Origin of the sequence: Streptomyces endophytica (genome assembly GCF_026153355.1) — a bacterium.
Taxonomy (GTDB): Bacteria; Actinomycetota; Actinomycetes; order Streptomycetales; family Streptomycetaceae; genus Streptomyces; species Streptomyces endophytica.
In genome coordinates, this window is sequence record NZ_CP110636.1 from 5,005,977 (window position 1) to 5,030,034 (window position 24,058).

16 protein-coding genes and 4 pseudogenes are annotated in these 24,058 nt (G+C 75.0%); 11 read left to right on the forward strand and 9 right to left on the reverse strand.

The features are described from left to right. Positions 1 to 3: 3 nt before the first annotated feature. The 3 genes and pseudogenes from OJ254_RS22435 (at position 4) to OJ254_RS22445 (ending at position 7,260) form a co-directional block, all read left to right on the forward strand. Positions 4 to 1,526: pseudogene (locus OJ254_RS22435) on the forward strand (hypothetical protein). A gap of 58 nt (positions 1,527 to 1,584) precedes the next feature. Continuing rightward, entirely contained in the window at positions 1,585 to 2,529 is a 945-nt protein-coding gene (locus OJ254_RS22440) for a hypothetical protein (protein WP_265363776.1), read from the forward strand. A gap of 48 nt (positions 2,530 to 2,577) precedes the next feature. Continuing rightward, on the forward strand, positions 2,578 to 7,260 hold the full coding sequence (locus OJ254_RS22445; RefSeq protein ID WP_265363777.1) for a coiled-coil domain-containing protein: 4,683 nt from the start codon (positions 2,578 to 2,580) through the stop codon (positions 7,258 to 7,260). Positions 7,261 to 7,370: 110 nt separating this feature from the next. On the opposite strand, the pseudogene OJ254_RS22450 reads toward OJ254_RS22445, so the two are convergent. Next, a pseudogene (locus OJ254_RS22450) lies at positions 7,371 to 8,178 on the reverse strand (IclR family transcriptional regulator). A 157-nt stretch (positions 8,179 to 8,335) separates the two neighbouring features. Between OJ254_RS22450 and OJ254_RS22455 the strand changes: the two are divergent. Beyond that, complete coding sequence (locus OJ254_RS22455) at positions 8,336 to 8,665, forward strand: bifunctional 3-phenylpropionate/cinnamic acid dioxygenase ferredoxin subunit (protein WP_265363778.1); 330 nt, start codon at positions 8,336 to 8,338, stop codon at positions 8,663 to 8,665. Positions 8,666 to 8,698: 33 nt separating this feature from the next. Here OJ254_RS22455 and OJ254_RS22460 read toward each other — a convergent pair whose 3' ends face one another. Continuing rightward, positions 8,699 to 9,076, reverse strand: coding sequence for a hypothetical protein (locus OJ254_RS22460; RefSeq protein ID WP_265363779.1), 378 nt, complete (start codon positions 9,074 to 9,076; stop codon positions 8,699 to 8,701). Positions 9,077 to 9,521: 445 nt separating this feature from the next. Between OJ254_RS22460 and OJ254_RS22465 the strand changes: the two are divergent. The 3 genes and pseudogenes from OJ254_RS22465 to OJ254_RS22475 form a co-directional block, all read left to right on the forward strand. Further along, positions 9,522 to 11,258: pseudogene (locus OJ254_RS22465) on the forward strand (sensor histidine kinase); the annotation flags it as partial. A 1,006-nt stretch (positions 11,259 to 12,264) separates the two neighbouring features. Next, entirely contained in the window at positions 12,265 to 12,705 is a 441-nt protein-coding gene (locus tag OJ254_RS22470) for a roadblock/LC7 domain-containing protein (protein ID WP_261952830.1), read from the forward strand. A 19-nt stretch (positions 12,706 to 12,724) separates the two neighbouring features. Continuing rightward, the gene (locus OJ254_RS22475; RefSeq protein ID WP_261952831.1) at positions 12,725 to 13,138 is read left to right on the forward strand and encodes a DUF742 domain-containing protein; all 414 of its coding nucleotides are present in this window, start codon (positions 12,725 to 12,727) and stop codon (positions 13,136 to 13,138) included. 12 nt (positions 13,139 to 13,150) lie between these two features. On the opposite strand, the gene OJ254_RS31150 is transcribed toward OJ254_RS22475, so the two are convergent. The 3 genes from OJ254_RS31150 to OJ254_RS22485 are packed head-to-tail and all read right to left on the reverse strand — an operon-like array spanning position 13,151 to position 15,033. Then, a complete protein-coding gene (locus OJ254_RS31150; RefSeq protein WP_341483641.1) occupies positions 13,151 to 13,528 on the reverse strand; it encodes an MASE1 domain-containing protein in 378 nt (125 codons plus the stop codon). Next, a complete protein-coding gene (locus tag OJ254_RS31155) occupies positions 13,525 to 14,202 on the reverse strand; it encodes an MASE1 domain-containing protein (RefSeq protein ID WP_341483642.1) in 678 nt (225 codons plus the stop codon). The genes OJ254_RS31150 and OJ254_RS31155 overlap by 4 nt, the downstream gene beginning before the upstream one ends. Positions 14,203 to 14,211: 9 nt before the next feature. Continuing rightward, positions 14,212 to 15,033 carry a PP2C family protein-serine/threonine phosphatase gene (locus OJ254_RS22485; RefSeq protein WP_265363780.1) on the reverse strand — a complete coding sequence of 274 codons (822 nt, stop codon included), beginning with the start codon at positions 15,031 to 15,033 and terminating at the stop codon, positions 14,212 to 14,214. A gap of 185 nt (positions 15,034 to 15,218) precedes the next feature. Here OJ254_RS22485 and OJ254_RS22490 point away from each other — a divergent pair, with 185 nt between their 5' ends. From OJ254_RS22490 to OJ254_RS22500, 3 genes are all read left to right on the forward strand, one after another. Then, on the forward strand, positions 15,219 to 16,094 hold the full coding sequence (locus tag OJ254_RS22490) for an alpha/beta fold hydrolase (RefSeq protein ID WP_265363781.1): 876 nt from the start codon (positions 15,219 to 15,221) through the stop codon (positions 16,092 to 16,094). A 60-nt stretch (positions 16,095 to 16,154) separates the two neighbouring features. Continuing rightward, positions 16,155 to 16,766, forward strand: a complete 612-nt coding sequence (locus OJ254_RS22495) for a TetR/AcrR family transcriptional regulator (protein ID WP_265363782.1) — start codon at positions 16,155 to 16,157, stop codon at positions 16,764 to 16,766. Between the two features lie 163 nt (positions 16,767 to 16,929). Then, the gene (locus OJ254_RS22500; protein ID WP_265363783.1) at positions 16,930 to 17,541 is read left to right on the forward strand and encodes a GTP-binding protein; all 612 of its coding nucleotides are present in this window, start codon (positions 16,930 to 16,932) and stop codon (positions 17,539 to 17,541) included. Positions 17,542 to 17,615: 74 nt separating this feature from the next. Here the strand turns inward: OJ254_RS22500 and glpK are convergent, their stop codons facing one another. The 3 genes from glpK to OJ254_RS22515 form a co-directional block, all read right to left on the reverse strand. Next, positions 17,616 to 19,145 (reverse strand): glycerol kinase GlpK, encoded by a 1,530-nt coding sequence (glpK, locus tag OJ254_RS22505; RefSeq protein WP_265363784.1) that lies wholly within the window; start codon positions 19,143 to 19,145, stop codon positions 17,616 to 17,618. A 76-nt stretch (positions 19,146 to 19,221) separates the two neighbouring features. Beyond that, on the reverse strand, positions 19,222 to 19,989 hold the full coding sequence (locus OJ254_RS22510; RefSeq protein WP_265363785.1) for an MIP/aquaporin family protein: 768 nt from the start codon (positions 19,987 to 19,989) through the stop codon (positions 19,222 to 19,224). Between the two features lie 226 nt (positions 19,990 to 20,215). Beyond that, complete coding sequence (locus tag OJ254_RS22515; protein WP_265363786.1) at positions 20,216 to 21,919, reverse strand: GGDEF domain-containing protein; 1,704 nt, start codon at positions 21,917 to 21,919, stop codon at positions 20,216 to 20,218. A gap of 300 nt (positions 21,920 to 22,219) precedes the next feature. Here OJ254_RS22515 and OJ254_RS31715 point away from each other — a divergent pair. Then, positions 22,220 to 23,049: pseudogene (locus tag OJ254_RS31715) on the forward strand (NUDIX hydrolase); the annotation flags it as partial. 135 nt (positions 23,050 to 23,184) lie between these two features. Here the strand turns inward: OJ254_RS31715 and OJ254_RS22530 are convergent. After that, complete coding sequence (locus OJ254_RS22530; protein ID WP_265363787.1) at positions 23,185 to 24,048, reverse strand: M15 family metallopeptidase; 864 nt, start codon at positions 24,046 to 24,048, stop codon at positions 23,185 to 23,187. Positions 24,049 to 24,058 lie beyond the last annotated feature (10 nt).

The following is a 24,058-nucleotide window of genomic DNA, read 5'->3' on the forward strand; positions in this document are numbered from 1 at the left end:
GACGTGACTTTTCCCGCCCAGGGGCCCGCTGCGCCCCAGCTCAACGGGGTGAACCGCCCCGCGCCGGGCCCGGCCGCCGACGAAGGCCTGGCCCGCCGGCTGCGTGCCCTGGCCTGCACCGCGCCGCTGCACGACCTCGACGCGCGCAAGGCCAACCTCGCGGGCGAGTACGGCGTCTACGCCATGGCGGAGGTGGCGCTCGCCGTCATCGACCTGGTCACGCTCAACATGGACTTCGACACCGGCGCCGACCACGAGGAAATAGTGGCCAAGGTGCTCCCCCGGGTCGCCGCCCAGACCCCCGGCCGCCCCACCGCCGAACACGAGCGGGTGGCCCGCTGGGTGCTGGAGAACCTCATCAACGTCGGCAGCGTCGACCGCGGCTTCCGCGCCGTCTACGGCACCTTCACCACCGACGGCGAGTACATCCGCCGCGACTACGACTTCAAGCTCATCGAAGAGGTCCCCGGCGCCGGCGGCACCGTCTACCTCCGCGCCACCGACGAAGCGGTCAACGTCCTGGTCGGCGCGCTCGACACCGATGTCACCAGCGCCCAGATCGCCGCCGAGGTCAAGCTGGAGGTGCTGATCAGCCGCGGCCGGCTGGCCGACGCCCAGCTCGCCGCCGAACAGGCCCGCTACCGCACCGTCCAGTACGCCGAGACCCTCCGCCGGACCCTGGACGCCACCCGGCGCAACGTCCGCGCGGTCGACTGGCTGGAAACCGTCCCCGACATGATCAACGAGGCGCTGGACCACGTCGCGGACCGCTACCGCCACGAGAACGCCATCCTCACCAACATCCGCAAGGCCCGCGACGAGGCCGAGGAACCCGAGCACAAGCGGCGCGCCGCCGAGCTCGTCGACATCGTCAAGGACTGCATCCGCCGCCACACCCAGCTCCAGTCGCGGCTGCTGGAGGCCGGCCCGCTCTTCCGCGCCGAACAGGACCGGCAGGCGTTCGCCACCCCCGTCGCCCGGGCCGGCCTCGACCTGTACGGCCAGCTCGTCGCCCCCGTGCTGCCGCTCCCCGTGGAGCACGCCACCCGCGTCACCGACGCCTTCTTCGCGCACGGCACCGGCCTGCGCACCCCCGCCGCCGTCCGCGTCGGCGACCTCGTCGAGGTGCTGCTCACCCCGCCCGTCGAGCGCGAGCACCTCGGCGCCGAGATGCCCGAGCCCGACCTGGTGGCCACGCCCGACGACAGCCGCTTCAGCGAGGCCCAGCTCGACGCCGCGATGGCCCTGCTCGACCTGCCGCCGGACGCGCCCCGCCGGCTCTCCGGCCTGCTCGCCGAGGCCCGCCGCGGCGACCCCGAACTCCCCTACCTCGTCGCCCTGCTGGCGGTGCACGCCGCCAGCCCCCGGTCGGCACCGCCTACCGCCAGGGCGAACAGCAGCTGCTGTTCGCCGTCGACGACGGCACCGAGCTGGCCGACCCCGAGTTCGGCGGCGCCGACCTCATCGTCGGCACGGCCCTGCTGGACGCCGCGGGCATGGCCGCCGACCGCTCGGAGGTCGCCTGATGACGCCCGCGACCCCGCCCGCACCGCCCCCGACCGTCCCCCGCAAGGAGCTTGTCCCGTGACCCCGTACGACGCCGACGAGACGCCGCAGCCGGACCTGGCGTCCCCGCCCGGCGAACCGGACCGGGGCGCGCCCGCCGCCGACGGCGCACCGGCCGGGCAGACCACCGGCCACGCCCCCGTCACCCCGGCCGACGCCGCGGACGCCGCGCGGCTGGTCTCCTTCGGACTCCAGCCCAAGCTGCTGCCCGCCCGCGACGCCGACTACGGCGAACTCCTGCGCCGCTACCGCGACGACCCCGCCTTCGCCCGGCTCGCCGACGCCGTCGCCACCGGCCTCGGCCTGGTCGTCCTGGAGGTCTCCACCCGCGCCGGCATGGCCGTCACCGCCGCCGAGGACTCCGTCTTCGCGGTCCGCATGGGCGACTACGCCCGCCGCGCCTCCGCCGACTCCGCCGACCGCTTCCTGCACGGCCTGGCCCACCTCGCGGTCGCCGCGCTCGCCTTCCCGCGCCCCGAGGACCTCGCCGACGACGGCTACATCGGCCGGATCACCGTCAACGGCGTCGACGCCTTCGTCCGGCAGACCTGCCGCCGCCTGGAGGAGCGCGCCGAGCAGCAGGGCGAGAACACCGACCCGGCCACCGACGCGCCCGGCCTGGAATCCGCCTGGCGGATCTACGCGCGGCGCAGCGCCACCGGCGCCACCAAGGACGCCCGGCGGCTGGCCGGTTCGACCACCGGCATCATCGCCAAGGCCGTCACCTTCCTCGTCGACTCCGGCTTCCTGCAGCGCACCGGCGACGACGCCGGCGGCGCCTACCGCACCACCGCCCGCTACCAACTCCAGGTCCGCGACATGGCCGGCAGCGCCGCCATGGCCGAGCTCCTGGACCTGGGCATCGTCCCGGTCGCCGACGGCAGCGCCTCGCTGCTGCCCGGCGAGGACACCGACGCCCTCGACCTGGTCGCGGACGCCGGCCTGCCCTTCCACTCCGGCTGACCGCCCGCCCCGCCCCGCCGCCTCCCGCCCCGACAACGAAAGTCCGCCATGTACGAGCTGTCCCGGGTCCGTCTCTACTCCATCGGGCCCGCCGGTGCGCGTTATGCCGACACCGTGCTGGACCTGCGCGGAGTCGGCGCGCCCGTGCCCCGACCGGCCCCGGCCCAGGCGGACTTCTTCGAGGACGAGCCGGTCGGGCCGCCGCGCCGGCCGGCCCCCGCGGGCGTGCTCTTCCTGGAGAACGGCGGCGGCAAGTCCGTCCTGCTCAAGCTGATCTTCTCGGTGATGCTGCCCGGTCACCGCAACACCCTCGGCGGCGCCAGCTCCGGCGTGCTGCGCAAATTCCTGCTCGCCGACGACTGCGGCCACGTCGCCCTGGAGTGGCAGCACGTCCTCACCGGCGAGTCCGTCGTCGTCGGCAAGGTCAGCGAATGGCGCGGCCGGCAGGTCTCCAACGACCCCCGCAAGTTCGCCGAGGCGTGGTACAGCTTCCGCCCCGGCCCCGGCATGAGCCTGGACTCGCTGCCGGTCGCCGAGGCCACCGTCGTCCGGCCACGCCAGGAGGGCGCCGAGGGCAGCTCCGGCGCCCAGGGCCGCCGCCGCACGATGAAGGGCTTCCGTGACGTCCTCACCGAGGCGGGGAAGAACTACCCCAATCTGGACGTGGTCTGGGAGGAGGGCCACGAGCGCTGGAACGTCCACCTCGGCGAGCTGGGCCTGGACCCGGAACTCTTCCGCTACCAGCGCGAGATGAACGCCGACGAGGGCGAGGCGGCCGGCCTCTTCGCGGTCAAGAACGACTCCGACTTCACCGACCTGCTGCTGCGCGCCGTCACCGACACCCGGGACACCGACGGCCTCGCCGACCTCGTGCACGGCTTCGCCCACAAGCTCGGCCGGCGCGCCGAGCTCACCGCCGAACGCGACTTCACCGCCGGCTCCCTCGACCTGCTCTCCCGCATCGCCGACGCCGCCGAACAGCGCGAACGCGCCCGCGAGGTACACGCCGGCGCCGAGCGCCGCACCCGCGCCCTGGCCCAGCGGCTGCACGCCCGCGGCACCGAGGAGCGCGGCCGCGCCGCCGAGCTGGCCGAGCAGGTCGCCACCGCGGCCCACCGCGTCACCGACGCCGAGCGGGTCCGCGAGCGCCGCGCCCTGGTCTCCGCCGAACTCGCCTACCGGCACGCCTCGCTGGCGCTGGCCGCCGCCGAGAAGGGCGCCGCCGCCCAGCGCCGCGAGCTCAACGACGCCCGTACGCTGCACAGCGCCTGGCAGGCCGCCGAGACCGCGCTGCGGCACCGCGCCGCCGCCGACCGCTCCGCCCGGGTCGCCGCCGCCATCCGCGAGGCCGAGCGGGACGCCGCGCCCGCGCTCGCCGCCCGCGCCACCGCCGCCGCCGACCTCGTGCGCGCCCTGCACGCCGCGGCCGAGGCCGGCGAGCGGATCGCCAACGAGGAGGAGGAGCGCTCCGCCGCCCTCCAGGAGGCCGGCGAGTCCGCGCACCGCGACGCGACCGCCGCCGCCACCCACGCCCAGCGCGCCCGCAGCGAGGCCGACCACCTCCGGCAGCGGCTCGCCGAGGTCGCCGAGGAGACCGCGGAGGCCGTCCGGGCCGGCTGGCTGGACGACGCGGCCCCGGACGCCGACCCGGCCCGCGCCGCGCTCGCCGCCTCGGACGCCGAGAAGGCCGCCGTCGAGACCTGGGACGTGGCCCGGGAGGCGGCCGGCCACGCCACCGACCGGGCCCGCGAGGCGACCGCCCGGCACGCCGCCGCCGAACTCGCCGCGGCCCGCGCGGTGGACGCCGCCGAGGCCGCCGAGCGCGCCTTCGACGCCGAGCGCCGGGCCGCCGAGTCGATCGGCGCCGAACCGCGGCTGGCCGACCTCCTCGGCCTCCCGCCGGCCGAGGGCCGCACCGTCGGCGTCCCCGGGCCCCGTACGGCCGGTGGCGCCGCCGAGCCGGGCACCCAGCGCCGCCCGGCCGGCGCCGGCCCGCTGACCGCCGAGGAGCTGGACCGCAACGCCGACGCGCTCCAGGAACTGCTGGAGGACGGCGTCGCCGCCGCCGAGCGGCAGCTCTTCGAGCTGCGGACCGCCGCCGCCGACGACGCCCGGATCCTCGGCGCCCTCGGTGACGGCGGCCTGCTGCCGCCCGGACCGGACGTGCTGGCCACCGTCGAGTACCTCGGCGAACACGGCGTGCCCGCGCTGCCCGGCTGGCGCTACCTCGCCCAGGCCGTCGACCCGGCCGACCACGCCCGGGTGCTGGCCGCCCGCCCCGAGCTCGTCGACGGCGTGATCATCACGGACCCGGACTCGCACGCCCGGGCCCGCGAGGTGCTCGGCCAGGCCGCGCTGCTGCCCCGCTCCGCCGTCGCGGTCGGCACCGCCGCCGCGCTGCTCGCCCCCACCCCCGCCGCCGACGAGCGGGACCCGGCCGTCTTTCTCGTCCCGCCGAACCCGGCGATGCACGACGAATCCGCCGCCGACGAGGAGCGGCAGGCGCTGCGGGCCCGCGCCATAGAGCGCGACGAGGAGATCCGGGTGCTGGCCGCCCGGCTCGCCGGCGACCGCGCGCTCGCCGCCCGGCTCGGCTCCTGGCGCACCGGCTGCCCGGCCGGCCGGCTCGCCGAGCTCGCCGACGCCGCGGAGCAGACCCGCACGGCCGCCGAGGAGGCCGCCGCCGAGCTGGCCGAGGCCCGCACGGCCCGGGCCGAGGCCGACGAGACGGCCGCCGAGGCCACCCGGGTGCGCGACGAGCGGCAGGAGGCCGCGCAGCGTGCCCGCCGCGCCGCCGACCTGCTGGCCGGGCTCGCCCACCGGCTGCGCGAGCGCGCCTCCTGGCAGTCCCGGCTGCGCGAACTCGCCGACGAGGCCGCCGAGTTCGAGGCCCGCGCCGAGGAGTGCGTGGACCGCGCCCGGGCCGCCGACGAGGACCGCCGGGCCGCCCAGCGGGCCGCCGACGACGCCCGCCGGACGGCCCGTGCGCTGCGCGCCGAGCGTGCCGAGATCGCCGGCGTCCCGGACGACCTGGGCGAGGCGCCCGAGGCCCCGAGCACCTCGCTGCCCGCGCTGCGCGAGGCCTACCGCGCCGCCTCCCAGCTCTACGAGAAGGTCGGTGTCGGCGCGGACCTGCGCGCCGAGCAGGCCCGCGCCGAGGGCGACGAATCCGCCGCGCTGGCCGAGCTGAACCGCCTCACCAACAAGGTCCGTACCCGCGCCGAGGCGCTCCTGGAGAGCCCGGACGCCGCCGACGGCCCGTCCCGGCAGGCCGCCGCGGCCCGCGCCGAATCGTTGGTGCAGATGCTGGAGAGCCGTGCCTCGGCGGCCAGCGAGCAGCTCGGCCGGCTCCGTGGCGAGGCCGAGCGGCTCGCGCCGACGGACGGCGAGGCGCACACCGAACTCCCCGACGAGCTGGTGCCGGCCGACGCCGACCGCGCCAAGGAGCTGCTGCGCACCGCGTCCGGCGAACTGGCCACCGCCACCGACGCGCTGGCCACCGCCCGGACCGAGCACGAGGACCTCCTGCGGTCCCACCGCGCCGCCGAGGACGCGGCCGGCGGCTTCGACGAGACCGCCGCCCTGCTGCGCGATCTGCTGCGGGACCACCACGACACCGAGGAGGGGGCGCCGGCGCCGATCGAGCCCTACGCCGGCTCCCTCGACGCCGCCCGGCAGGCCGCCGCCGAGTCCCGCCGCTCGCTGCGCGGCTGCGCCGCGGACCTGTCCACCGCGGAGTCCGCGGTCCGCGAGGCCTCCGACATCCTCGTCCGGCACGCCAACTCCACCCGCTACGAACAGGTCCGCACCCCGGCCCGGCAGCAGATCCGCGAACTGCCCGCCGCGGCCCTGCCGGACCACGCCGCCAAGTGGGCCGAGGCGTTCGCGCCCCGGCTGCGGGTGCTCACCGACGAGCTGGCCCAGCTGGAGCGCAACCGCGACTCGATCGTCGACCGGCTGCGCGGGCTGGTCGAGTCCTCGCTCACCACGCTCCGTTCGGCCCAGCGGCTGTCCCGGCTCCCGGAGGGGCTGGGGGAGTGGTCCGGCCAGGAGTTCCTGCGGATCCGCTTCGAGGACCCCGACCAGGCCACCCTCACCGAGCGGCTGGGCGAGGTCATCGACGAGGCGACCCGCGCGGCCGTGAAGAAGAACAGCGATCTGCGGCGGGACGGGATGTCCCTGCTGCTGCGCGGGGTGAGCGCCGCGCTGCAGCCGCGCGGGGTCGCGGTGGAGATCCTCAAGCCGGACGCGGTGCTGCGCGCCGAGCGGGTGCCGGTCGGGCAGATGGGCGACGTCTTCTCCGGCGGCCAGCTGCTGACCGCCGCGATCGCGCTGTACTGCACGATGGCGGCGCTGCGCAGCAACGACCGGGGCCGGGACAAGCAGCGGCACGCCGGCACGCTGTTCCTGGACAACCCCATCGGCCGTGCCAACGCCACCTATCTGCTGGAGCTGCAGCGGGCGGTCGCCGACGCGCTGGGCGTCCAGCTGCTGTACACCACCGGTCTGTTCGACACCACCGCGCTCGCCGAGTTCCCGCTGGTCATCCGGTTGCGCAACGACGCGGACCTGCGGGCGGGGCTGAAGTACATCAGCGTCGAGGAGCATCTGCGGCCGGGCCTGCCGCAGCCCGACCCGTCGGGCGAGGCGGTGCACGGCCAGATCACGGCGACGCGGATGTACCGCCGCCCGGAGGAGCCGGCCGCCGAGGAGGGCGCGGACGCCGGGTGACCCGCGGGGCTGCGGCCGGGGCGCCACGGGTCAGGGCACCGCCTCCGGCCGCGGCACCTCCCCGCGCCGCATCCCGGCGACGGCCGCCCCGCGGCCGTAGAGGGCCCCGTTCACCCCGGGTAGCCCATGCGGCGGGAGAGTTCGACGGCCGCCTTCACGGACCGCTCGGCCAGCTCCGGCAGCAGCCCGTGCGCCATCCGGTACGCCGGGCCGGAGACGCCGATCGCGCCGATCACCGCGCCGTCGTGCGCCCGCACCGGCGCCGCCACCGCGTTCAGCCCGATCTCCAACTCCTCGCCGGTGCAGGCGAAGCCGTCCTCCCGCGCGGCCGTCAGCTGTGCGCGCAGGGCGGCCGCGGGTGGTGAGCGTGTGCTCGGTGAAGCGCGGCAGCTTGCGGGTCACCAGGCTCTCCCGGCGCTCCCGCGGCAGATGGGCCAGCAGCACCTTGCCGCTCGCGGTGGCGTGCAAGGGGGTGCGGCGGCCCAGCCAGTTGTACGCGGTGACCGCGGCCGCGCCCCTGGCCTGCATGATGTTGACCGCGGCATCGCCGTCCAGCACCGCGATGTTGGCGGTCTCCCCGGTGTCGTCGGCCAGCGCCCGGCACACCGGCTGGCCCTCCTGCGAGATGTCCAGCCGGATCGCCGCGGCGCCGGCCAGCCGCAGCACCCCGGACCCGAGGTAGTACTTGCCGCGTTCCTTCTCCTGCTCCACCAGCCCGCGGCCCTCCAGCACCCCGAGGATCCGGAAGGCGGTCGACTTGTGGACGCCCAGCTCCTCGGCGATCTCGGTCACCCCGGCCTCGCCGAGCTTGGCGAGGATCTCCAGCACGCTCACCGCACGGTCCACGGACTGGACGGAACCCGCCCCGCCGCGCCGCTCCTCGGACCGTTCGTCCGAGGTCCCGCTCGTATTCGACATGGGTCTTCGTTCACCACCCGGTGGCCCCGAGGGGCCGTGCGAGGGCATCTTCCCGGAAGCCCTTGACGGCCCGCTCCACGCCTTGGATTCTGTTGCGCATCGCGCTCTGCGATGCGTTATTCAGAACACATGATACCGATCAGCGCGAGGGGGCCAGATGATTCCCGTCTGCCGCACCGAGGACCTGCCCGAGGGCGGGTCCGTACGGATCGAGATCGACGAGACCACGCCGGCCATCGCGGTCTTCCACACCGAGGACGGCTTCTACGCCGTCGACGACACCTGCAGCCACCAGGACGCGTCGCTCTCCGAGGGCTGGGCCGAGGGCTGCTTCGTCGAATGCCCGCTGCACGCCGCGCTGTTCGACCTGCGCACCGGCGCCCCGACCTGCCTGCCGGCCCGGCACCCGGTACGCACCCATGAGGTCGGCGTCTTCGACGGAATGGTCCATGTCCGGCCGGCCGTCAGGGAAGAGGCGGTGGCATAACGGCCTCGCGGGCCGGCCGGCCGCGGCGCTCGCTCAGGCGGCCGCCCGGTCCGCCGGCGTCGCCGGCCGCTCCCGCCGCTGCCGGCGGCGCGCCTGCCGCCGCTCGCGCCGCAGTTCCCGGGCCGTACTGCTCGGCTGCGACCGCACGCCGTGGCGCTGCACCCAGACCTGACGGGTCACCCAGACGTCCAGCACCGCCCAGGTGGCGACCACCGTGCCGGCGACCGTGCCGAGGACCGCGGGGAACGCCAGCCAGGACCCCGACAGCGTGCACAGGAACGCCACCATGGCCTGGATCAGGGTGACCGCCACGATGATGACGGCGCGCACCGCGGCGGTCCGCACCGGCTCCGCCATCCGGGGCCGGGCCGCCGGCTCCTCCTGCCACAACGGCTCCCTGCCGGTGTCCATGACCGTGTCACACTCCCCGCATTCACCCCGCGCGTCCGCTCCTTGCCGAGTGCCCGGGTTCCACCGGAAGATTCCCCGCTGCCGGACCCGTCCACCCCCATGGTGCACGCACGGAAGCACCGCGAGGTTCCCCGGGGTAGAGCAAAACCGGCCAACCACCCCACCGTGCTCTCCGGTGCCGGTACACGCTTCCGGCTCGCAAATACGGGCAGGTTGTCCGGGAATCGGCGGACAACTCGGGATGACCCTGCCGTGGGCCGCGGCACCAGGCCTGGAGAGCCCTACGGGTTGGTCCCCCGAGAGTAGTAGGCTCGCGCCGTTTGTTGACGGAACACCACCCCCGTGCGCCGGGGTTGACGTAGGGGAGGCCATGCGCTTTCGCGGGAAGTCGGTCCGCCGGAAGATCGTGGCGTTGCTGCTCGTACCGCTGGTGTCCCTGACGACGATGTGGGCGGTCACCACCTATGTCACCGGCCGCTCGGCCAACCAGCTGCTGGACGTCGGCAATGTCGTGAAGAACCTGGGCTATCCCGTCGAGGACGTCATCCAGGCCCTGCAGCGCGAGCGCCGGCAGAGCCTGCTCTACCTCGCCGACCGGCGCGGCGCCGACGCGCTGAGCGCACTCCACACCCGGACCCGGGTCACCGACGTCCTGGTCGCCCGGCTCCGCCACGACGCCGCCGGCCGCGATGTCCGCGAGGACCTGAACGCCGGCGTCGGCGACCGGATGACCACCCTCCTCAAGGGCCTGTCCTCGCTCCGCTCGCTGCGCACCCAGGTCGAGGACAACACCGTCACCCGCGACGAGGCCATGGAGTCCTACGACGCCCTGGTCGATCCCGGTTACGACTTCCTCGCCGCGGTGCACGCCCTGGACAACGTCGAGATGGACAAGCAGGGCCGGGCCCTGGTCAACGTCACCCGCGCCCGCGAGGCCCTGGCCCGCGAGGACGCCCTGATGTCCGCGGTGCTCGCCTCCGGCAGCATGAGCCGGCGCGATGTGCGCGAGCTGTCCGACCGGGTCGCCGAGCGCCGGGTCCTCTACGGCACCAACCTGCCCCTGCTGCCCTCCCGGGACCGCGGCCTCTACGAGGACTACTGGCGCTCCGCCACCGCCCGTGAACTCACCTCCTACGAGGACCGGGTGATCGCCGCCGGCGACCGGGCCGGGCCGGACGCGGTCAACGCCGAACGCTGGCACACCACCGCCCGGAAGGTGCTCGGCGACCTCGCCAGGATGGGCAAGGAGGCCGGCGACCGCTACCAGGAGCGGGTCGCGCCGGCCGCCACCAGCATCGTGCTCAAGGCCGTCGCCGCCGGCGTCCTCGGCTTCGTGGCCCTGCTGGTCTCGGTCATCGTCTCCTTCCGCATCGGCCGCCGGCACGTCCGGGACCTGACCCGGCTGCGCAAGACCGCCCACGAGGTGTCCGGCGTGCGGCTGCCGAGCGTGATGCGCCGGCTGGCCGCCGGGGAACAGGTCGACGTGGAGACCGAGGCGCCCCGGCTCGAATTCGGCCCGGACGAGACCGGTCAGGTCGGGCAGGCGCTCAACACCCTGCAGCGGGCCGCCATCGAGGCCGCCGTCAAACAGGCCGAGATGCGCCGCGGGGTCTCCGAGGTGTTCGTCAACCTCGCCCGCCGCAGCCAGGTGCTGCTGCACCGCCAGCTGACGCTGCTGGACGCCATGGAGCGGCGCACCGAGGACACCGACGAGCTCGCCGACCTCTTCCGGCTCGACCACCTCACCACCCGTATGCGGCGGCACGCCGAGGGCCTGGTCATCCTCTCCGGTGCGGCGCCCTCCCGGCAGTGGCGCAAACCGATCCAGCTGATGGACGTGGTGCGCGCGGCGGTCGCCGAGGTGGAGGACTACGAGCGCGTCGAGGTGCGCCGGCTGCCCCGGCTCGCGGTGGACGGCCCGGCGGTCTCCGACCTCACCCACCTGATAGCCGAACTCCTGGAGAACGCCACCGTCTTCTCACCGCCGCACACCGCCGTCCAGGTGCTCGGCGAGCGGGTCGCCAACGGCTACACCCTGGAGATCCACGACCGCGGGCTGGGCATGCCCCCCGACCAGCTGCTGGAGGCCAACCTCCGGCTCGCCGAGACCCCCGAGTTCGAGCTGTCCGACACCGACCGGCTCGGCCTGTTCGTGGTCAGCCGGCTCGCCCAGCGCCAGGACGTCCGGGTCACCCTGCAGCCCTCGCCGTACGGCGGCACCACGGCCGTGGTCTTCCTCCCCGGCGCGATCCTCACCGAGACCGGGGACACGGGCGGCGGCCGGGACGGCGCCGGACCGCTCGCCGGCGTCCCGGTGGACGACGAACTCGACCACGCCGCGGGGAAGTTGGCCGCCCTCTCGCAGGTGCCGGTGCCGCTCCCCCCGAGGGACCGGCGGGGCCTCGTCGACGGGCCGGTCGAACTGGAACCGCCGCTGCGGCCGGAGGAACTCGGCCCGCTCGACGACGAGGACGCCCTCTTCGGCGGCCCGCGCCGCGGCCGGGAGCGCGGACCGCGCGCCGGGATCGCCCCCGTACCGCCGGTCCCCGACGGCGAGCAGCACCAGCAGACCCGCGACCAGGCGCCCGGCGGCGAGCTCGCCCCGTTGCCGCGCCGCCCCCGCCCGCCGGTGCTGGTCTCCGACCACGGCAGAACGGTCGACGACCGGGACCGGGAGCGCGACCGGGACGAGGACCGGGGCCGGGATCGGCACCGCGACCGGGCCGGGACCGGGGCGAGCGGCCCGCCGCCCAGGGCTCCGCCGGGGAATCCGCGGACGGTGCCGACGGCGCCGCGCCGCCCGGCGAGGCACCCCCGGCCACCACGTCCACCGGGCTGCCCCGCCGGGTGCGGCAGGCCAGCCTCGCCCCGCAGCTCAAGGCCGACGGCGGCGGCGGCCGGCCCGGACCGGAGCGGCCGGCCACGCCGGCGGCGGACGACGACCGCGACGCCGAGGCGGTACGCGCCCGGATGGCCTCGCTCCAGCGCGGCTGGCAGCGCGGCCGCCGCCACAACAGTGAGGAGGACGAGGCCCGCGCGGACGGCACACCCCACGACGCGCACGACCCCGGCGGGACACCGGCCGCCGCGGACACCACAGATCCGGATGCCCCGGACGGCGCCACGCAGGACGGCACCGGCCCGGGCACCACAGCACCACCAGGAACCACATCGGGAGGGGACGGTCCATGACCGAACCGCAGGCAGCAGCGTTCACCACACCGGGCTCGGCGAAGGGATCCGGCGAGCTGAACTGGCTCCTGGACGACCTGGTCGAGCGGGTCGGCGCGATCCGCAAGGCACTCGTCCTCTCCAGCGACGGGCTCGCCACCGGAGCCTCGAAGGACCTCACGCGGGAGGACGGCGAGCACCTGGCCGCGGTCGCCTCCGGCTTCCACAGCCTCGCCAAGGGCGTCGGCCGGCACTTCGGCGCGGGACACGTCCGGCAGACCATGGTCGAGCTGGACGAGGCGTTCCTGTTCGTCAGTGCGGCGGGCGACGGCAGCTGTCTGGCCGTCCTGGCCGACGCGGACTCCGACGTCGGGCTGATCGCCTACGAGATGACCCTGCTGGTCAAGCGCGTGGGTACGCACCTGGGCACGCTGCCCCGGTCCGGTCCGGCCAGCTGAGCCAGACGACGGTGACACCATGAGCGATCAGGACGGCCGGGCGGCGCGCGACCGGGAGGCGGCCCGCTGGTTCGACGACGAAGCGGGTCCCGTCGTCCGGCCGTACGCCATGACGCGCGGGCGCACGCGGACCGCCGCGGAGGGGCGCCTCGACCTGATCGCCCAGGTGATCGCCGAGAGCCGCGCGGCGGAGACGGTCGAGGACCAGACGCTGTCGCCGGAGCACGTCGAGATCGTCGAGTGGTGCCGGGACGCGCCGCTGTCGGTCGCCGAACTCGCGGCCGAGCTCGACCTGCCGGTCGGTGTCGTCCGGGTGCTGATCGGCGATCTGCTCGACGCCGCCCTGGTCCGGGTCAGCCGGCCGGTACCGCCGGCCGAACTGCCGGACGAGCAGGTGCTGCGCGAGGTGATCGACGGTCTGCGGGCGCTGTGACCGGCCACGACGTCAGCCGTCGCCGTCGCCCTGATCCGTGTGGCGCGGCGGCGGCCACTGCTCACCGGCCCGGCCCGGCTCCAGCCGGGCGAGCGCCTCGGTCAGCTGGGCGACCACCTGCTGGATCTGCTGGTGGGTGGTGCGCCGCTCGGTGACGACCGCGGCGAGCAGCAGCGCGGTCAGCGCGGTGATCCCGTTGAACGCCTGCAGGATGACCATGTTCGTGAACAGGTCGTGGTGCGCGAACGGCCCCGAGCCTTCGGCGGCGGCCACGATCGCCACCGTCGAGACCAGCAGCGCGCACGGAGCCGCGCCGGCCCGCTCGAAGCGGAACGCGGCCCAGATCAGGCACGGCGAGACGAGGAAGAGCAGGTTCATCGAGCTGCTCACGGCGAGCTCGGTGACGGCGAACGTGCAGACCCCGAGCAGCACTCCCTCCGCCCACCGGTAGGGGCGGAAGCGGCCCCGGGCGGCCACCGGAACGTGCTCAACAGCAGCAGCACCGGCGTGACCACCAGTACCCCCATCGCGTCGCCGGTCCACCACACCGCCCAGGTGGGCCAGAAGTCCGCGCCGGTCAGCGCCCCGGAGAGGACCAGGACCCCGCTGCCGACGGTGGCGCTCACCAGCATCCCGGTCAGCGCGCCGAGACCCACCAGCGCCACCGCATCGCGCAGCCGGTCCATCCGGGTGTGGAAGCCCACCCGGCGCAGCAGCCGGAGGGAGAGCAGCGGACCGAGCGTGTTGCCCGCCACGATGGCGCACACGACGAGGAACGACGGCCCCAGCGACACATTGACCAGGAACGCGCCCAGGGCGATGCCCGGCCACACCCGCGGCCCGAACAGCAGCAGTGCGGTCAGGGCGATCCCGGTCGGCGGCCACAGAGGGGTGACCTGCCCGCGGACCAGTTCCTGCAGCAGACCGAGCCGGGCGCCGCCGTAGTAGACACCCGCGGTGGCCAGGATCTGCACGGCGAGCGCCCGGTGCCCCGCCGTGGCCGCGAGCATCCGCCCGGCCCCGCTGCCGGGGCTGCCGGGGCCGTTCGGAGTCCGCCCGTCCACCGTGCCCGCCTACCCGTAGGGGCCGCCGTCGTGACGGAGCACCAGTACGGCGGCGTCGTCCGTGTGGCCGGTCAGATCGGCGACCGCGACCACCTGGGCGGCGAGGTCGTCGGCCGGGGCCCCGTACGCCGCCCCGACGATGCCGGTCACCCGGGCCAGCCCCTGCTCGATCGGGAACCTCGGGCCCTCCACCACCCCGTCGGTGAGCAGGACGAACGCCCCGGTCCGGTCCAGCCGGCGGCGGGTGACCGGGTAGCGCTGGTCGGGGAAGACCCCCAGCGGCAGTCCGCCCGGGTCGGTGAGCACCTCCGCGCCGGCGGCGGTGCCCCAGATCGCGGGCAGATGTCCGGCCCGGGCGCCGGCGAGCTCGCCGCACGTCGGCTCGAACCGCAGGAAGGTACAGGTCGCCAGGAGGTCGGAGCTCATCGACAGCAGCAGGTTGTTGGCCCGCTCCAGAACGTCGCCGGGGTCGGTGGTGGCGCCCGCGACCGCGCGCAGGCCGGTGCGGACCTGGCCCATGAAGGCGGCGGCCTCCACGTCGTGGCCCTGGACGTCGCCGATGACGAAGCCGAGCGAGCCGTCCGGCAGGGCGAAGGCGTCGTACCAGTCCCCGCCGATGTCCAGCCCGGTCTGCGCCGGGACGTAGCGGGCCGCGGTGGTCAGCCCCCGCAGGCCCGGGAGCTCCGGCGGGAGCATGTGCCGCTGCAGTTCCACGGCCAGTGCCACCCGTGCCTGCTGCAGCTTGATCCGTTCCATGACCTGGCCGGTGAGCCGGCCGAGGATGGCGAGCAGTTCCTCGGGTGACGGCCCGGTGCCGCGGCGTCGGTTCATCGCGCACTCCGCTCCGGATGCGGCTCGCGTCCGTTCTCACCCTACGCCCGGCCCGGCGGGCACCGCCGAGCCTTGTTGAGCAACGGTCAACAGCGGGTTAGGGTCGGTGATCAGTTGTTCCGTTGCCATCGCGGCCGTGCTCAGCCGTCACCGCAGCCGGCCGCCACCGGACGAGAGGCACCGCCATGGCCACCGACGCCACCCCGGACCCGGCCCCCTTCGAGCGCCTGGAGATCCAGGTCGGGCCGCACACCCATGACGCCCTGGCCTGCGGGCCCGCCGGCGGGGACCTCGTCCTGCTGCTGCACGGCTGGCCGGAGTTCGCCGACTCCTGGAGCGAGGTGCTGCCCGCCCTCGGCGCGGCCGGCTACCGGGCCGTCGCCGTCGACCAGCGCGGCTACGCCCCCGGCGCCCGCCCGCCCCGGATCGCCGACTACGCCGTGCCCGAACTCGTCGCCGACGCCCTCGCGTTCGCCGACTCCCACGGCGCCGGCCGCTTCCACCTGGTCTCCCACGACTGGGGCGGCATGGTCGCCTGGGCGCTGGCCGGCGCCCACCCCGAGCGGCTGAAGTCCCTCAGCGTGCTGGCCACCCCGCACCCGGAGGCCCTCAACCGGGCCGCCGCCGAGGACCCGACACAGCATCACCGGCTCGACTACGTCCGCTTCTTCCGCCGCGACGACGGCGCCGCCGAGGGGGCCCTGCTCGCCGACGACGCGGCCCGGCTGCGCGCCGTCTACGGCGGCAAGGTCCCCCAGGCGCTGGTCGACGGCAACGTCCGCCGGCTCTCCGCACCGGGCGCGCTCACCGCCACCCTCAACTGGTACCGCGCCCCGGAGTCCGTCATCTCGGTGCCGGCCGGCCGGATCGCCGTGCCCACCCTCTTCCTCTGGGGCAGCGAGGACGTCGCCCTGGGCCGGGGCGCGGCCGAGTCGACGGGGGAGTGGGTGGACGGCCCCTACCGCTTCGAGGCCCTTCAGGGCGCCAGCCACTGGCTCCCCGAAGAGGTCCCCGGGCTCGTCACGCCCGCGATCCTCGACCACCTCGCCCGGCACGTCTGACGGCAGGCCGGGCCGCCGCGGCCCCGCGGACCCGGCCCGGCACCGCCGTACACTGCGGGCATGTCCGGCAAGCGAGGCACCCGACTCACCCCCGACCAGCGCCGGGAGCAACTGGTCGGCATCGGGCTGGAGATGCTCGCCGACCGGACCCTGGACGAACTGTCCACCGACGAGGTCGCCCGGCGCGCCGGCATCTCCCGCGGGCTGCTCTTCCACTACTTCGACTCCAAGCGCGACTTCTACCGCGCCGTGGTCCGCGCCGAGTGCGACCGCTTCACCGCCGCCACCGAACCGGACGCCGGCCTGGAGCCGGTCGCCTGGATGCGCGCCTTCATCGCCGGCTTCGTGGCCTACGTCCTGGAACACCGGCAGGTGTACCTCGCCCTGGTCCGCGGCGCGGCGGGCAGCCACCCCGCGGTCGCCGACCTGGTCGACGGGACCCGCGCCACCATCGCCCGCCGGGTCCGCGACGGGCAGCGGCGGCTCGGCCTGCCGCAGGCCCCGCGGCTGGAGGTCGCCACCCGCGCCTGGATGGCGTTCGCCGAAGAGGCCGCCATCACCTGGCAGATGGCGGAGCACGGCACCGAGGAGGAGCTCTGCGCCTTCATCGAGGCCGGCCATGTGAGCCTGCTGGGCCTCCTGGACCGGCCGGAGACCCTCGCCCCGCGCTGAACGGCCGTGCCGGTGGCCGTGTCCCAAGCGTGACGGATCTCAAGTGGGCGCCGCGCCGAGCACGTTGTACGGTGCCTGTGCGCCTGCTGCCCGCTCCCCACCACGCCCGGGGGCGCAGACGTGAGCACCGCCCGCACACCCGGCAATTCAGGAGAAGGTACCCATGGTCTTCGGGCGTTCCGACCGTCGTCAGCAGACCGCCGCCGCCGATCCGGTGACGCTCAAGATCCTGGTGGCGGGCGGCTTCGGGGTCGGCAAGACCACACTGGTCGGCGCCGTCAGCGAGATCAAACCGCTGCGCACCGAGGAGCGGCTGACCGAGGCCGGCCGCCCGGTCGACGACCTCCACGGGGTGGAGGCCAAGAACAGCACCACCGTCGCCATGGACTTCGGGCGGATCACCGTCAACGACCAGCTGGTCCTCTACCTCTTCGGCACCCCCGGACAGGACCGCTTCTGGTTCCTCTGGGACGAACTCGCCCGCGGTGCGCTGGGCGCGGTCGTCCTCGCCGACACCCGCCGGCTCGCAGACAGCTTCGCCGCGATCGACTACTTCGAGCGCCGCGGACTGCCCTTCACCGTCGCCGTCAACTGCTTCGACGGCGCCGACCGCTACCCGCCCGAGGCGGTCCGCGACGCCCTGGACCTCGACCCCGACGTGCCGGTGGTGCTCTGCGACGCCCGGGAGCGGGACTCGGCCCGGGACGTGCTGATCGCCGTCGTCGAGCACGCGATGCGGACCCGCGGCCGGCGCCCGGAGCCCGCACTGCCCTGACCGGGGGAGCCAGGGCACGGGTACGGCCCGCACCCCGCCGTCCGGGGCCCGGGCCGTACGTCCGCCGCCCGCCGCTACGACGCCGCCGAGCCGTCCTCGGTCAGCCAGCCGAAGCTCCGCTCCACCGCCCGCCGCCAGTTGGCGTACTCGCGGTCCCGGACCGCACCGTCCATCCGCGGCACCCATTCCGTGTCGCGCTTCCAGTGGCTCCGCAGCTCGTCCAGGTCCTGCCAGACACCGGTGGCCAGGCCCGCCGCGTAGGCCGCGCCCAGACAGGTGGTCTCCGAGATCACCGGCCGGATCACCGGCACGCCCAGCACATCCGCCTGATGCTGCATCAGCAGCTTGTTGGCGGTCATCCCGCCGTCCACCTTCAGCTGGGTGATCCGCACCCCGGAGTCCTGGAACATCGCGTCCACCACCTCCCGGGTCTGCCAGCTGGTCGCCTCCAGAACGGCACGGGCCAGATGCGCCTTGGTGACGAAACCGGTCAGACCGGTGATCACCCCGCGGGCGTCGGAGCGCCAATACGGCGCGAAGAGACCGGAGAACGCCGGCACGATGTACGCCCCGCCGTTGTCCGGGACGCTCGCCGCCAGCGACTCGATCTCCTCGGCCGAGGAGATGATGCCGAGCTGGTCGCGGAACCACTGCACCAGCGCGCCCGTGATGGCGATGGACCCCTCCAGGCAGTAGACCGGGTCCTCACCGCCCAGCTGGTAGCCCATGGTCGTCAGCAGCCCGCTCTTGGACGCCACCGGGCGGTTGCCGGTGTTGAGCAGCAGGAACGAGCCGGTGCCGTAGGTGTTCTTGGCCTCGCCGACGCCGTAACAGGTCTGCCCGAAGACCGCCGCCTGCTGGTCACCCAGCGCGGACGCCACCGGCACCCCCTGGAGCTGGCCCACCGCGGAGCCGTACACCTCCGCCGACGACCGGATCTCCGGCAGCATCGCGGCGGGCACGTTCATCGCGGACAGGATCGCCGGATCCCACTGCAGGGTCGCCAGGTTCATCAGCATCGTGCGGCCCGCGTTGGTCACGTCCGTGACGTGCACCCCGCCGTCGATACCGCCGGTCAGGTTCCAGATCAGCCAGGAGTCGATGGTGCCGAACGCGATCTCGCCGCGCTCGGCACGCGCCCGCAGGCCCGGCACCTCGTCCAGCAGCCAGGCCGCCTTCGGCCCGGAGAAGTAGCTCGCCAGCGGCAGGCCGGTGGCCTCGCGGAAGCGGTCCTGGCCGTCCGCGCCGCCCAGTTCCGCGCACAGCTGCGAGGTCCGGGTGTCCTGCCAGACGATCGCGTGGTGCACCGGCCGGCCGGTGGCCCGGTCCCACAGCACCGTGGTCTCCCGCTGGTTGGTGATGCCCAGCGCGCTGAGCTGGTCGGCGCGCAGCCCCGCCTTGGTGAGCGCACCCGCCACCACGGCCTGCACCTTCGTCCAGATCTCCGTCGCGTCGTGCTCCACCCAGCCGGGCCGGGGGAAGATCTGCCGGTGCTCGCGCTGGTCCACGGCGACGATCGACCCGTCGTGGTCGAAGATGATGCAGCGGCTCGACGTGGTGCCCTGATCGATCGCGGCGACGTACTTCTCGGTGTGCTGGTTCATGCCGTCAGGCCTCCTGGCTCCGAGTGGGTACCCGGGTCGCACCCGTGGTGCGCCCGCCTTCGTGCGGCCGCACCGGTCAGAATGCCGCCCGGTAGACCAGTCCGGAGAGCACCGCGCCGATCAGCGGCCCGGCCACCGGTATCCAGGCGTAACCCCAGTCCGACGACCCCTTGTTGGGGATCGGCAGCAGGGCGTGCACCACGCGCGGACCGAGGTCCCGCGCCGGGTTGATCGCGTAACCGGTCGGCCCGCCCAGCGACAGCCCGATCCCGACCACCAGCAGCGCGACCAGCAGCACATTGATGCCCGAGCCGTAGACCCCGGCCCGCTCGCCGGGCACCTGCCCGATCCCGATGCCCTTGTTCTCGCCGAAGAACAGCAGCGGCAGCACCAGGCCGACGGTGGCGATGACCTCGGTGACGAGGTTGGCCGCCGGCTTGCGGATCTCCGGAGCGGTGGAGAAGACCCCCAGCGTCGGCTGTGCCTTGTCCCGGTCGGCGTTCGCGGCGAACTGGGCGTAGTACAGCGCCCAGGCCAGCACCGCCCCGATCGCCGCGCCCACCATCTGCGCCAGCACGTACACCGGCACCTTCGACCACGGCGTCCCGCCCGCGACCGCCGAGCCGACCGTCACCGCCGGATTGAGGTGCCCGCCGGACAGCGGCGCCGCGGTGTACGCCCCGGCCAGCACGCCCATGCCCCAGCCGAAGGCGATCACGACCCAGCCGGCCGCCCGTGCCTTGGAGTGGTGCAGCGTGACCGCGGCGCACACCCCCGCGCCGAAGAGGATCAGGATCGCGGTACCGATCACTTCACCGACGACGATGTCCCCATTGGAATACATGGCGGCTCCTTGTCCCTGGCCCGGGGACGTCCCCCGGTCCTCCGTGCAGGGTGCGTTGCCACCGGCGGGCAGCGGGCAGCCGCTGCCACCCGGCCGGGGTGCCTGAGTGCGGCGGTGCCGACTTGGCACGGGGAAGTGTTCACCCGGGCTGAGGGGGCGTCAAGGTCGCCCACCACAGCGGATGTTGACCGCGGACGGCAGCCTTCCCCGCGCCGCCCGACGGCCGTCAGCCCCGCGCCCGCAGCCCCTCCGGCCCGGCCTGATCCGGCACCCGGGCCATCCCCCGGCGCACCTCCGTACACACCGAACCCGGCCGGCCCACCACCCAGCTCGCCCCCGGCAGCGCCTTGGCCTCCTTCTTCAGCGGGGCCAGCGCCGCCGCCGCCTCGTGGTGCCCGCCGACGCTGCCGGGCGGGCACACCACCGTCGCCAGTGACAGTGTCACCGGCCGTCCGCCCGCCTCCCAGACCACGTCCAGCAGCGCGGCCGCGAACGGCGCCAGCCCGCCCGGCTCGGCCAGCACCAGGAAGTCGTCACCCCCGATGTGGCCCACCCGGCAGGACGGCTCGTCCGCCGCGACCCCCGCCAGCGTCCGCCCCACCGACCGGATCAGCTCATCGCCCGCCGCGAACCCGGCACCGTCGTTGACCTGCTTGAACCCGTCCACGTCCAGCCAGCTCAGGGCGAATGCCCGCCCCTCGGCGATCCGCCGGTCCACCTCCGCGTTGACCTCGTCCGAACCGGGCAGCCGGGTCAGCGGGTTGAGCCGGGCCGCCTCCTCCACCCGGCTCTCCGCCAGCGCCCGCAGGATGTCCGCGAGGTGCACCACGCCCATGCACCGGCCCCGCTCGTCCACCACCGCCACGTCGTCCCCGGTACGGTCCCGGTCGCCCTCCGCGATCACGTCGAGCACCTGCCAGGCGGTGGCGTCCGCGCCGACCGTCCGCGGCCGGTCCGCCAGCCGCAGCGCCGGCCGGTCCGCGTACAGCGCGTGCCCGTACCGCCCGGACAGCGACAGCAGGAACCGGTCCCGGTCGATCGCCCGGACCGGCACCCCGTCGGTGTCCACCAGCAGCACCCCCGACACCTCGGGGAAGCCGGTGAGATGGCTGCGCACCGCGCCCGCCGACGCCGTCATCGGCAACAGCGCGGCCGGCTGCAGGAACTGCGCCACCGGTGGCCCGGACGGCGGACGGTACGTCGCCGCGGCGGGCCCGCTCACCACCGGGGACACCGACGGCGGCAGATACACGTCGGTGGCCGGCCGCCGTGCCGGCGGGGCGAACAGATGGCCCTGCGCCAGCTGCACCCCGGCGTCCCGGACCGCCGCGTACTGCCGCTCGGTCTCCACCCCCTCGATGGCCAGCAGCCCGCCGGTCCGCTCGCACAGCTCCCGCATCGCGGCCACCACCGCCTGCCGCCCCCGGTCGGAGTCGAGCCCCGCGCAGAGCGAGGCGTCGAGCTTGACCAGGTCCGGGGCGAGCGCGCCGAGCAGCCGCAGCGGCAGATCGCCGTCCCCGACCCCGTCCGCACAGATCCGGAAGCCCTCCTCACGCAGCACCGCCACCGACTCCAGCAGCGCCGCGCCCGGTACGTGGAGGAACGGCCCGCCGATGTCCAGGGTGACCTCCCAGGGCCGCCGGCCCACCTCGTGCACGGCCTTGGTCAGCGACGTCAGCCGGGGCAGCTCGGCGACCGTGCCGGCGAAGACGTTGACGTGCAGCGGCAGCAGGGTCTCCTGGTGCGACGCCGCCCGCACCGCGAGCGCGGCCAGTTCGGCGTCCAGGTCCGGGCAGCGCCGCGCGGACGTCAGGACGTCGGCCGCACCCGGCTCGGGGCGGGCGAGTATCTCCATCGCCGCGACCGAACCGGTCGAGAGGTTCACCACGGGCTGGAAGGCGAAGCGAAGCTGGTCCGTCCACGCAGGCACGGGCAGCAGCATGCCCCTCCGTGACCCATCGGGATGTCTGATTAACGCACTGTTCACGCATCCTTCCGGAGCGTGCGGACGACGGTCCCCGCCATGCACACACGGCGTTCGACCGGGCCCGGGACGTGCGATGCGCCGGGAACGGACTGGACCGGGTCCGCGGCCGGTTGCTATGTTGTTCTCGCTCCGAGAAAAACTCAGAGTGAGAACAACTGCGCGACCGCGGGGGAGGGGATTGCCATGGCAGGAAAGGACCGGCGCACCAAGGGCGTTGGCGCCGGGGACGACGACGGCGCTTTCCTGGCCGCCTACGACCCCCGGGACTTCCCCGCCATCGCGGTGACCGTCGACATCGTCGCGCTCACCCTGCGCGGCGGCGCACTGCACGTCCTGCTCGTCGAACGCGGCGGCCGCCCCTTCCGCGGCGCCTGGGCCCTGCCCGGCGGCTTCGTCCGCGCCGGCCGGGAGTCCCTCGACGCGGCCGCGGCCCGCGAACTCGCCGAGGAAACCGGCCTGGACGCCGCCCACCTGGAACGCGTCCACCTCGAACAGCTCGGCTCCTACGGCGAGCCGGCGCGCGACCCGCGGATGCCGGTCGTCACCGTCGCCTACCTCGCCTTCGCCCCCGACCTCCCCGAGGCCCGCGGCGGCGGCGACGCGACCGCCGCGGCCTGGATCCCGGTCTCCCGGCTCGACCTCGGCGCGCGCCGGGACGGCCCTACGGACCGGGCGGCGGCCCCGGGGAGCGATGCCGCGGACCGGGACCGTACGGCCCGGACCGTAGGCGAACCGGACGCGGCCCGCCCGCGTCCCTCAGAACAGGGTCCGGGGCACGGGATCGACGGGGGTGATTCCGTGCCCCGGACCCCCGACGCCGCCGCGCCGGGCCCGGAAACACCGGCCCCGCTGCCGCTCGCCTTCGACCACGCCCGGATCGTCGCCGACGGCCTGGACCGGGCCCGCGCCAAGATCGAGTACACCCCGCTGGCCACCGCCTTCCTCGGCGAGGAATTCACCGTCGCCGAACTCCGCGGCGTCTACGAGTCCGTCTGGGCAGCCCGCTGCACGCCGGCAACTTCCACCGCAAGGTGCTCTCCGTCCCCGGCTTCGTCGAGCCCACCGGCTCCACCGCGGCCCGCGGGGGAGCCCGCGGCGGCCCGCGGGCCCGTCTCTACCGCGCGGGCGGTGCCGCCCTGCTGCACCCGGCCCTGCTGCGCCCGGGCCGGGACGGTTCCTGAACGCCCCGCCCGGGCACGTCCGTTACCTCAGCCGCGCGGCCGGTGCCCGGTCAGCGACCGGCGGGACACCGGGAAGTCGAAATAGGTGTCCGGGAACGTCTCCGGGGTGAAGGTGTAGTGCCACCACTCGGCCGCGTAGTTGACGAACCCCGCCCGCTCCAGGCCGTCCTTGAGCAGCAGCCGGTTCGCCCGCTGCACCCCAGTGATCCGGGGGTCGAGGGTGTGCGCCAGGGTGTCGAAGCAGTCGAACCCGGTGCCCATGTCCAGCGAGTTGTCCGGGAAGCGGGCCGCCCGCGGCCCGTAACAGGGCGTCAGCGGCTCACCCGGCACATACGGCCGGGTCGGCGCCGCGGGCAGCCGCACCAGCGTCAGATCGACCGTACTGCCCCGGCTGTGCCCGGACTTCTCGGCGATGTAGCCGTCCCGGAACAACGTCGACTTGTCGACCCGCGGATAGAACTCGCCCTTCATCCGCTGGTCGCCGAGGTCCTTGGCCCACGCCACGAAGTGGTTCACGGCACGCTGCGGCCGGTAGCAGTCGTACACCTTGAGGGAGTAGCCGCGGCGCAGGAACGAACGCTGCGCCCGGTGCAGCGCCCGCGCCGCGTCCCTGGTCAGCAGACACATCGGCGCCCGGTACCCGGTCACCGGGACGCCCATGAAGTTGTGCGGGGTGGGGTAGCGCATCTCCTGGAGGACGGTCGGATCGACGTCCCGCAGGGCGACGAACTCCTCGGGCGCCTTGGGATCGTGGGCCGGCGCCGACGGCGGAGCGGGCCGGGCGGTCGGGGCCGCCGCGGCGGGGGAGAGCGCGGTGACGGCCAGCAGGGCGGCGGCAGCGGCGGCGGTGGCGGCGCCGCGCAGCGCGGCAGCGCGTATCGGTCTCGGCATGGCCCCCGTC

Excerpts from the sequence above, each read along its gene's own strand:
- OJ254_RS22445 (WP_265363777.1), top strand. The coding sequence starts at position 2,578 with ATGTACGAGCTGTCCCGGGTCCGTCTCTACTCCATCGGGCCCGCCGGT.
- OJ254_RS22455 (WP_265363778.1), top strand. The coding sequence starts at position 8,336 with ATGATTCCCGTCTGCCGCACCGAGGACCTGCCCGAGGGCGGGTCCGTA.
- OJ254_RS22460 (WP_265363779.1), bottom strand. The coding sequence starts at position 9,076 with ATGGACACCGGCAGGGAGCCGTTGTGGCAGGAGGAGCCGGCGGCCCGG.
- OJ254_RS22470 (WP_261952830.1), top strand. The coding sequence starts at position 12,265 with ATGACCGAACCGCAGGCAGCAGCGTTCACCACACCGGGCTCGGCGAAG.
- OJ254_RS22475 (WP_261952831.1), top strand. The coding sequence starts at position 12,725 with ATGAGCGATCAGGACGGCCGGGCGGCGCGCGACCGGGAGGCGGCCCGC.
- OJ254_RS22485 (WP_265363780.1), bottom strand. The coding sequence starts at position 15,033 with ATGAACCGACGCCGCGGCACCGGGCCGTCACCCGAGGAACTGCTCGCC.
- OJ254_RS22490 (WP_265363781.1), top strand. The coding sequence starts at position 15,219 with ATGGCCACCGACGCCACCCCGGACCCGGCCCCCTTCGAGCGCCTGGAG.
- OJ254_RS22495 (WP_265363782.1), top strand. The coding sequence starts at position 16,155 with ATGTCCGGCAAGCGAGGCACCCGACTCACCCCCGACCAGCGCCGGGAG.
- OJ254_RS22500 (WP_265363783.1), top strand. The coding sequence starts at position 16,930 with ATGGTCTTCGGGCGTTCCGACCGTCGTCAGCAGACCGCCGCCGCCGAT.
- glpK (WP_265363784.1), bottom strand. The coding sequence starts at position 19,145 with ATGAACCAGCACACCGAGAAGTACGTCGCCGCGATCGATCAGGGCACC.
- OJ254_RS22510 (WP_265363785.1), bottom strand. The coding sequence starts at position 19,989 with ATGTATTCCAATGGGGACATCGTCGTCGGTGAAGTGATCGGTACCGCG.
- OJ254_RS22530 (WP_265363787.1), bottom strand. The coding sequence starts at position 24,048 with ATGCCGAGACCGATACGCGCTGCCGCGCTGCGCGGCGCCGCCACCGCC.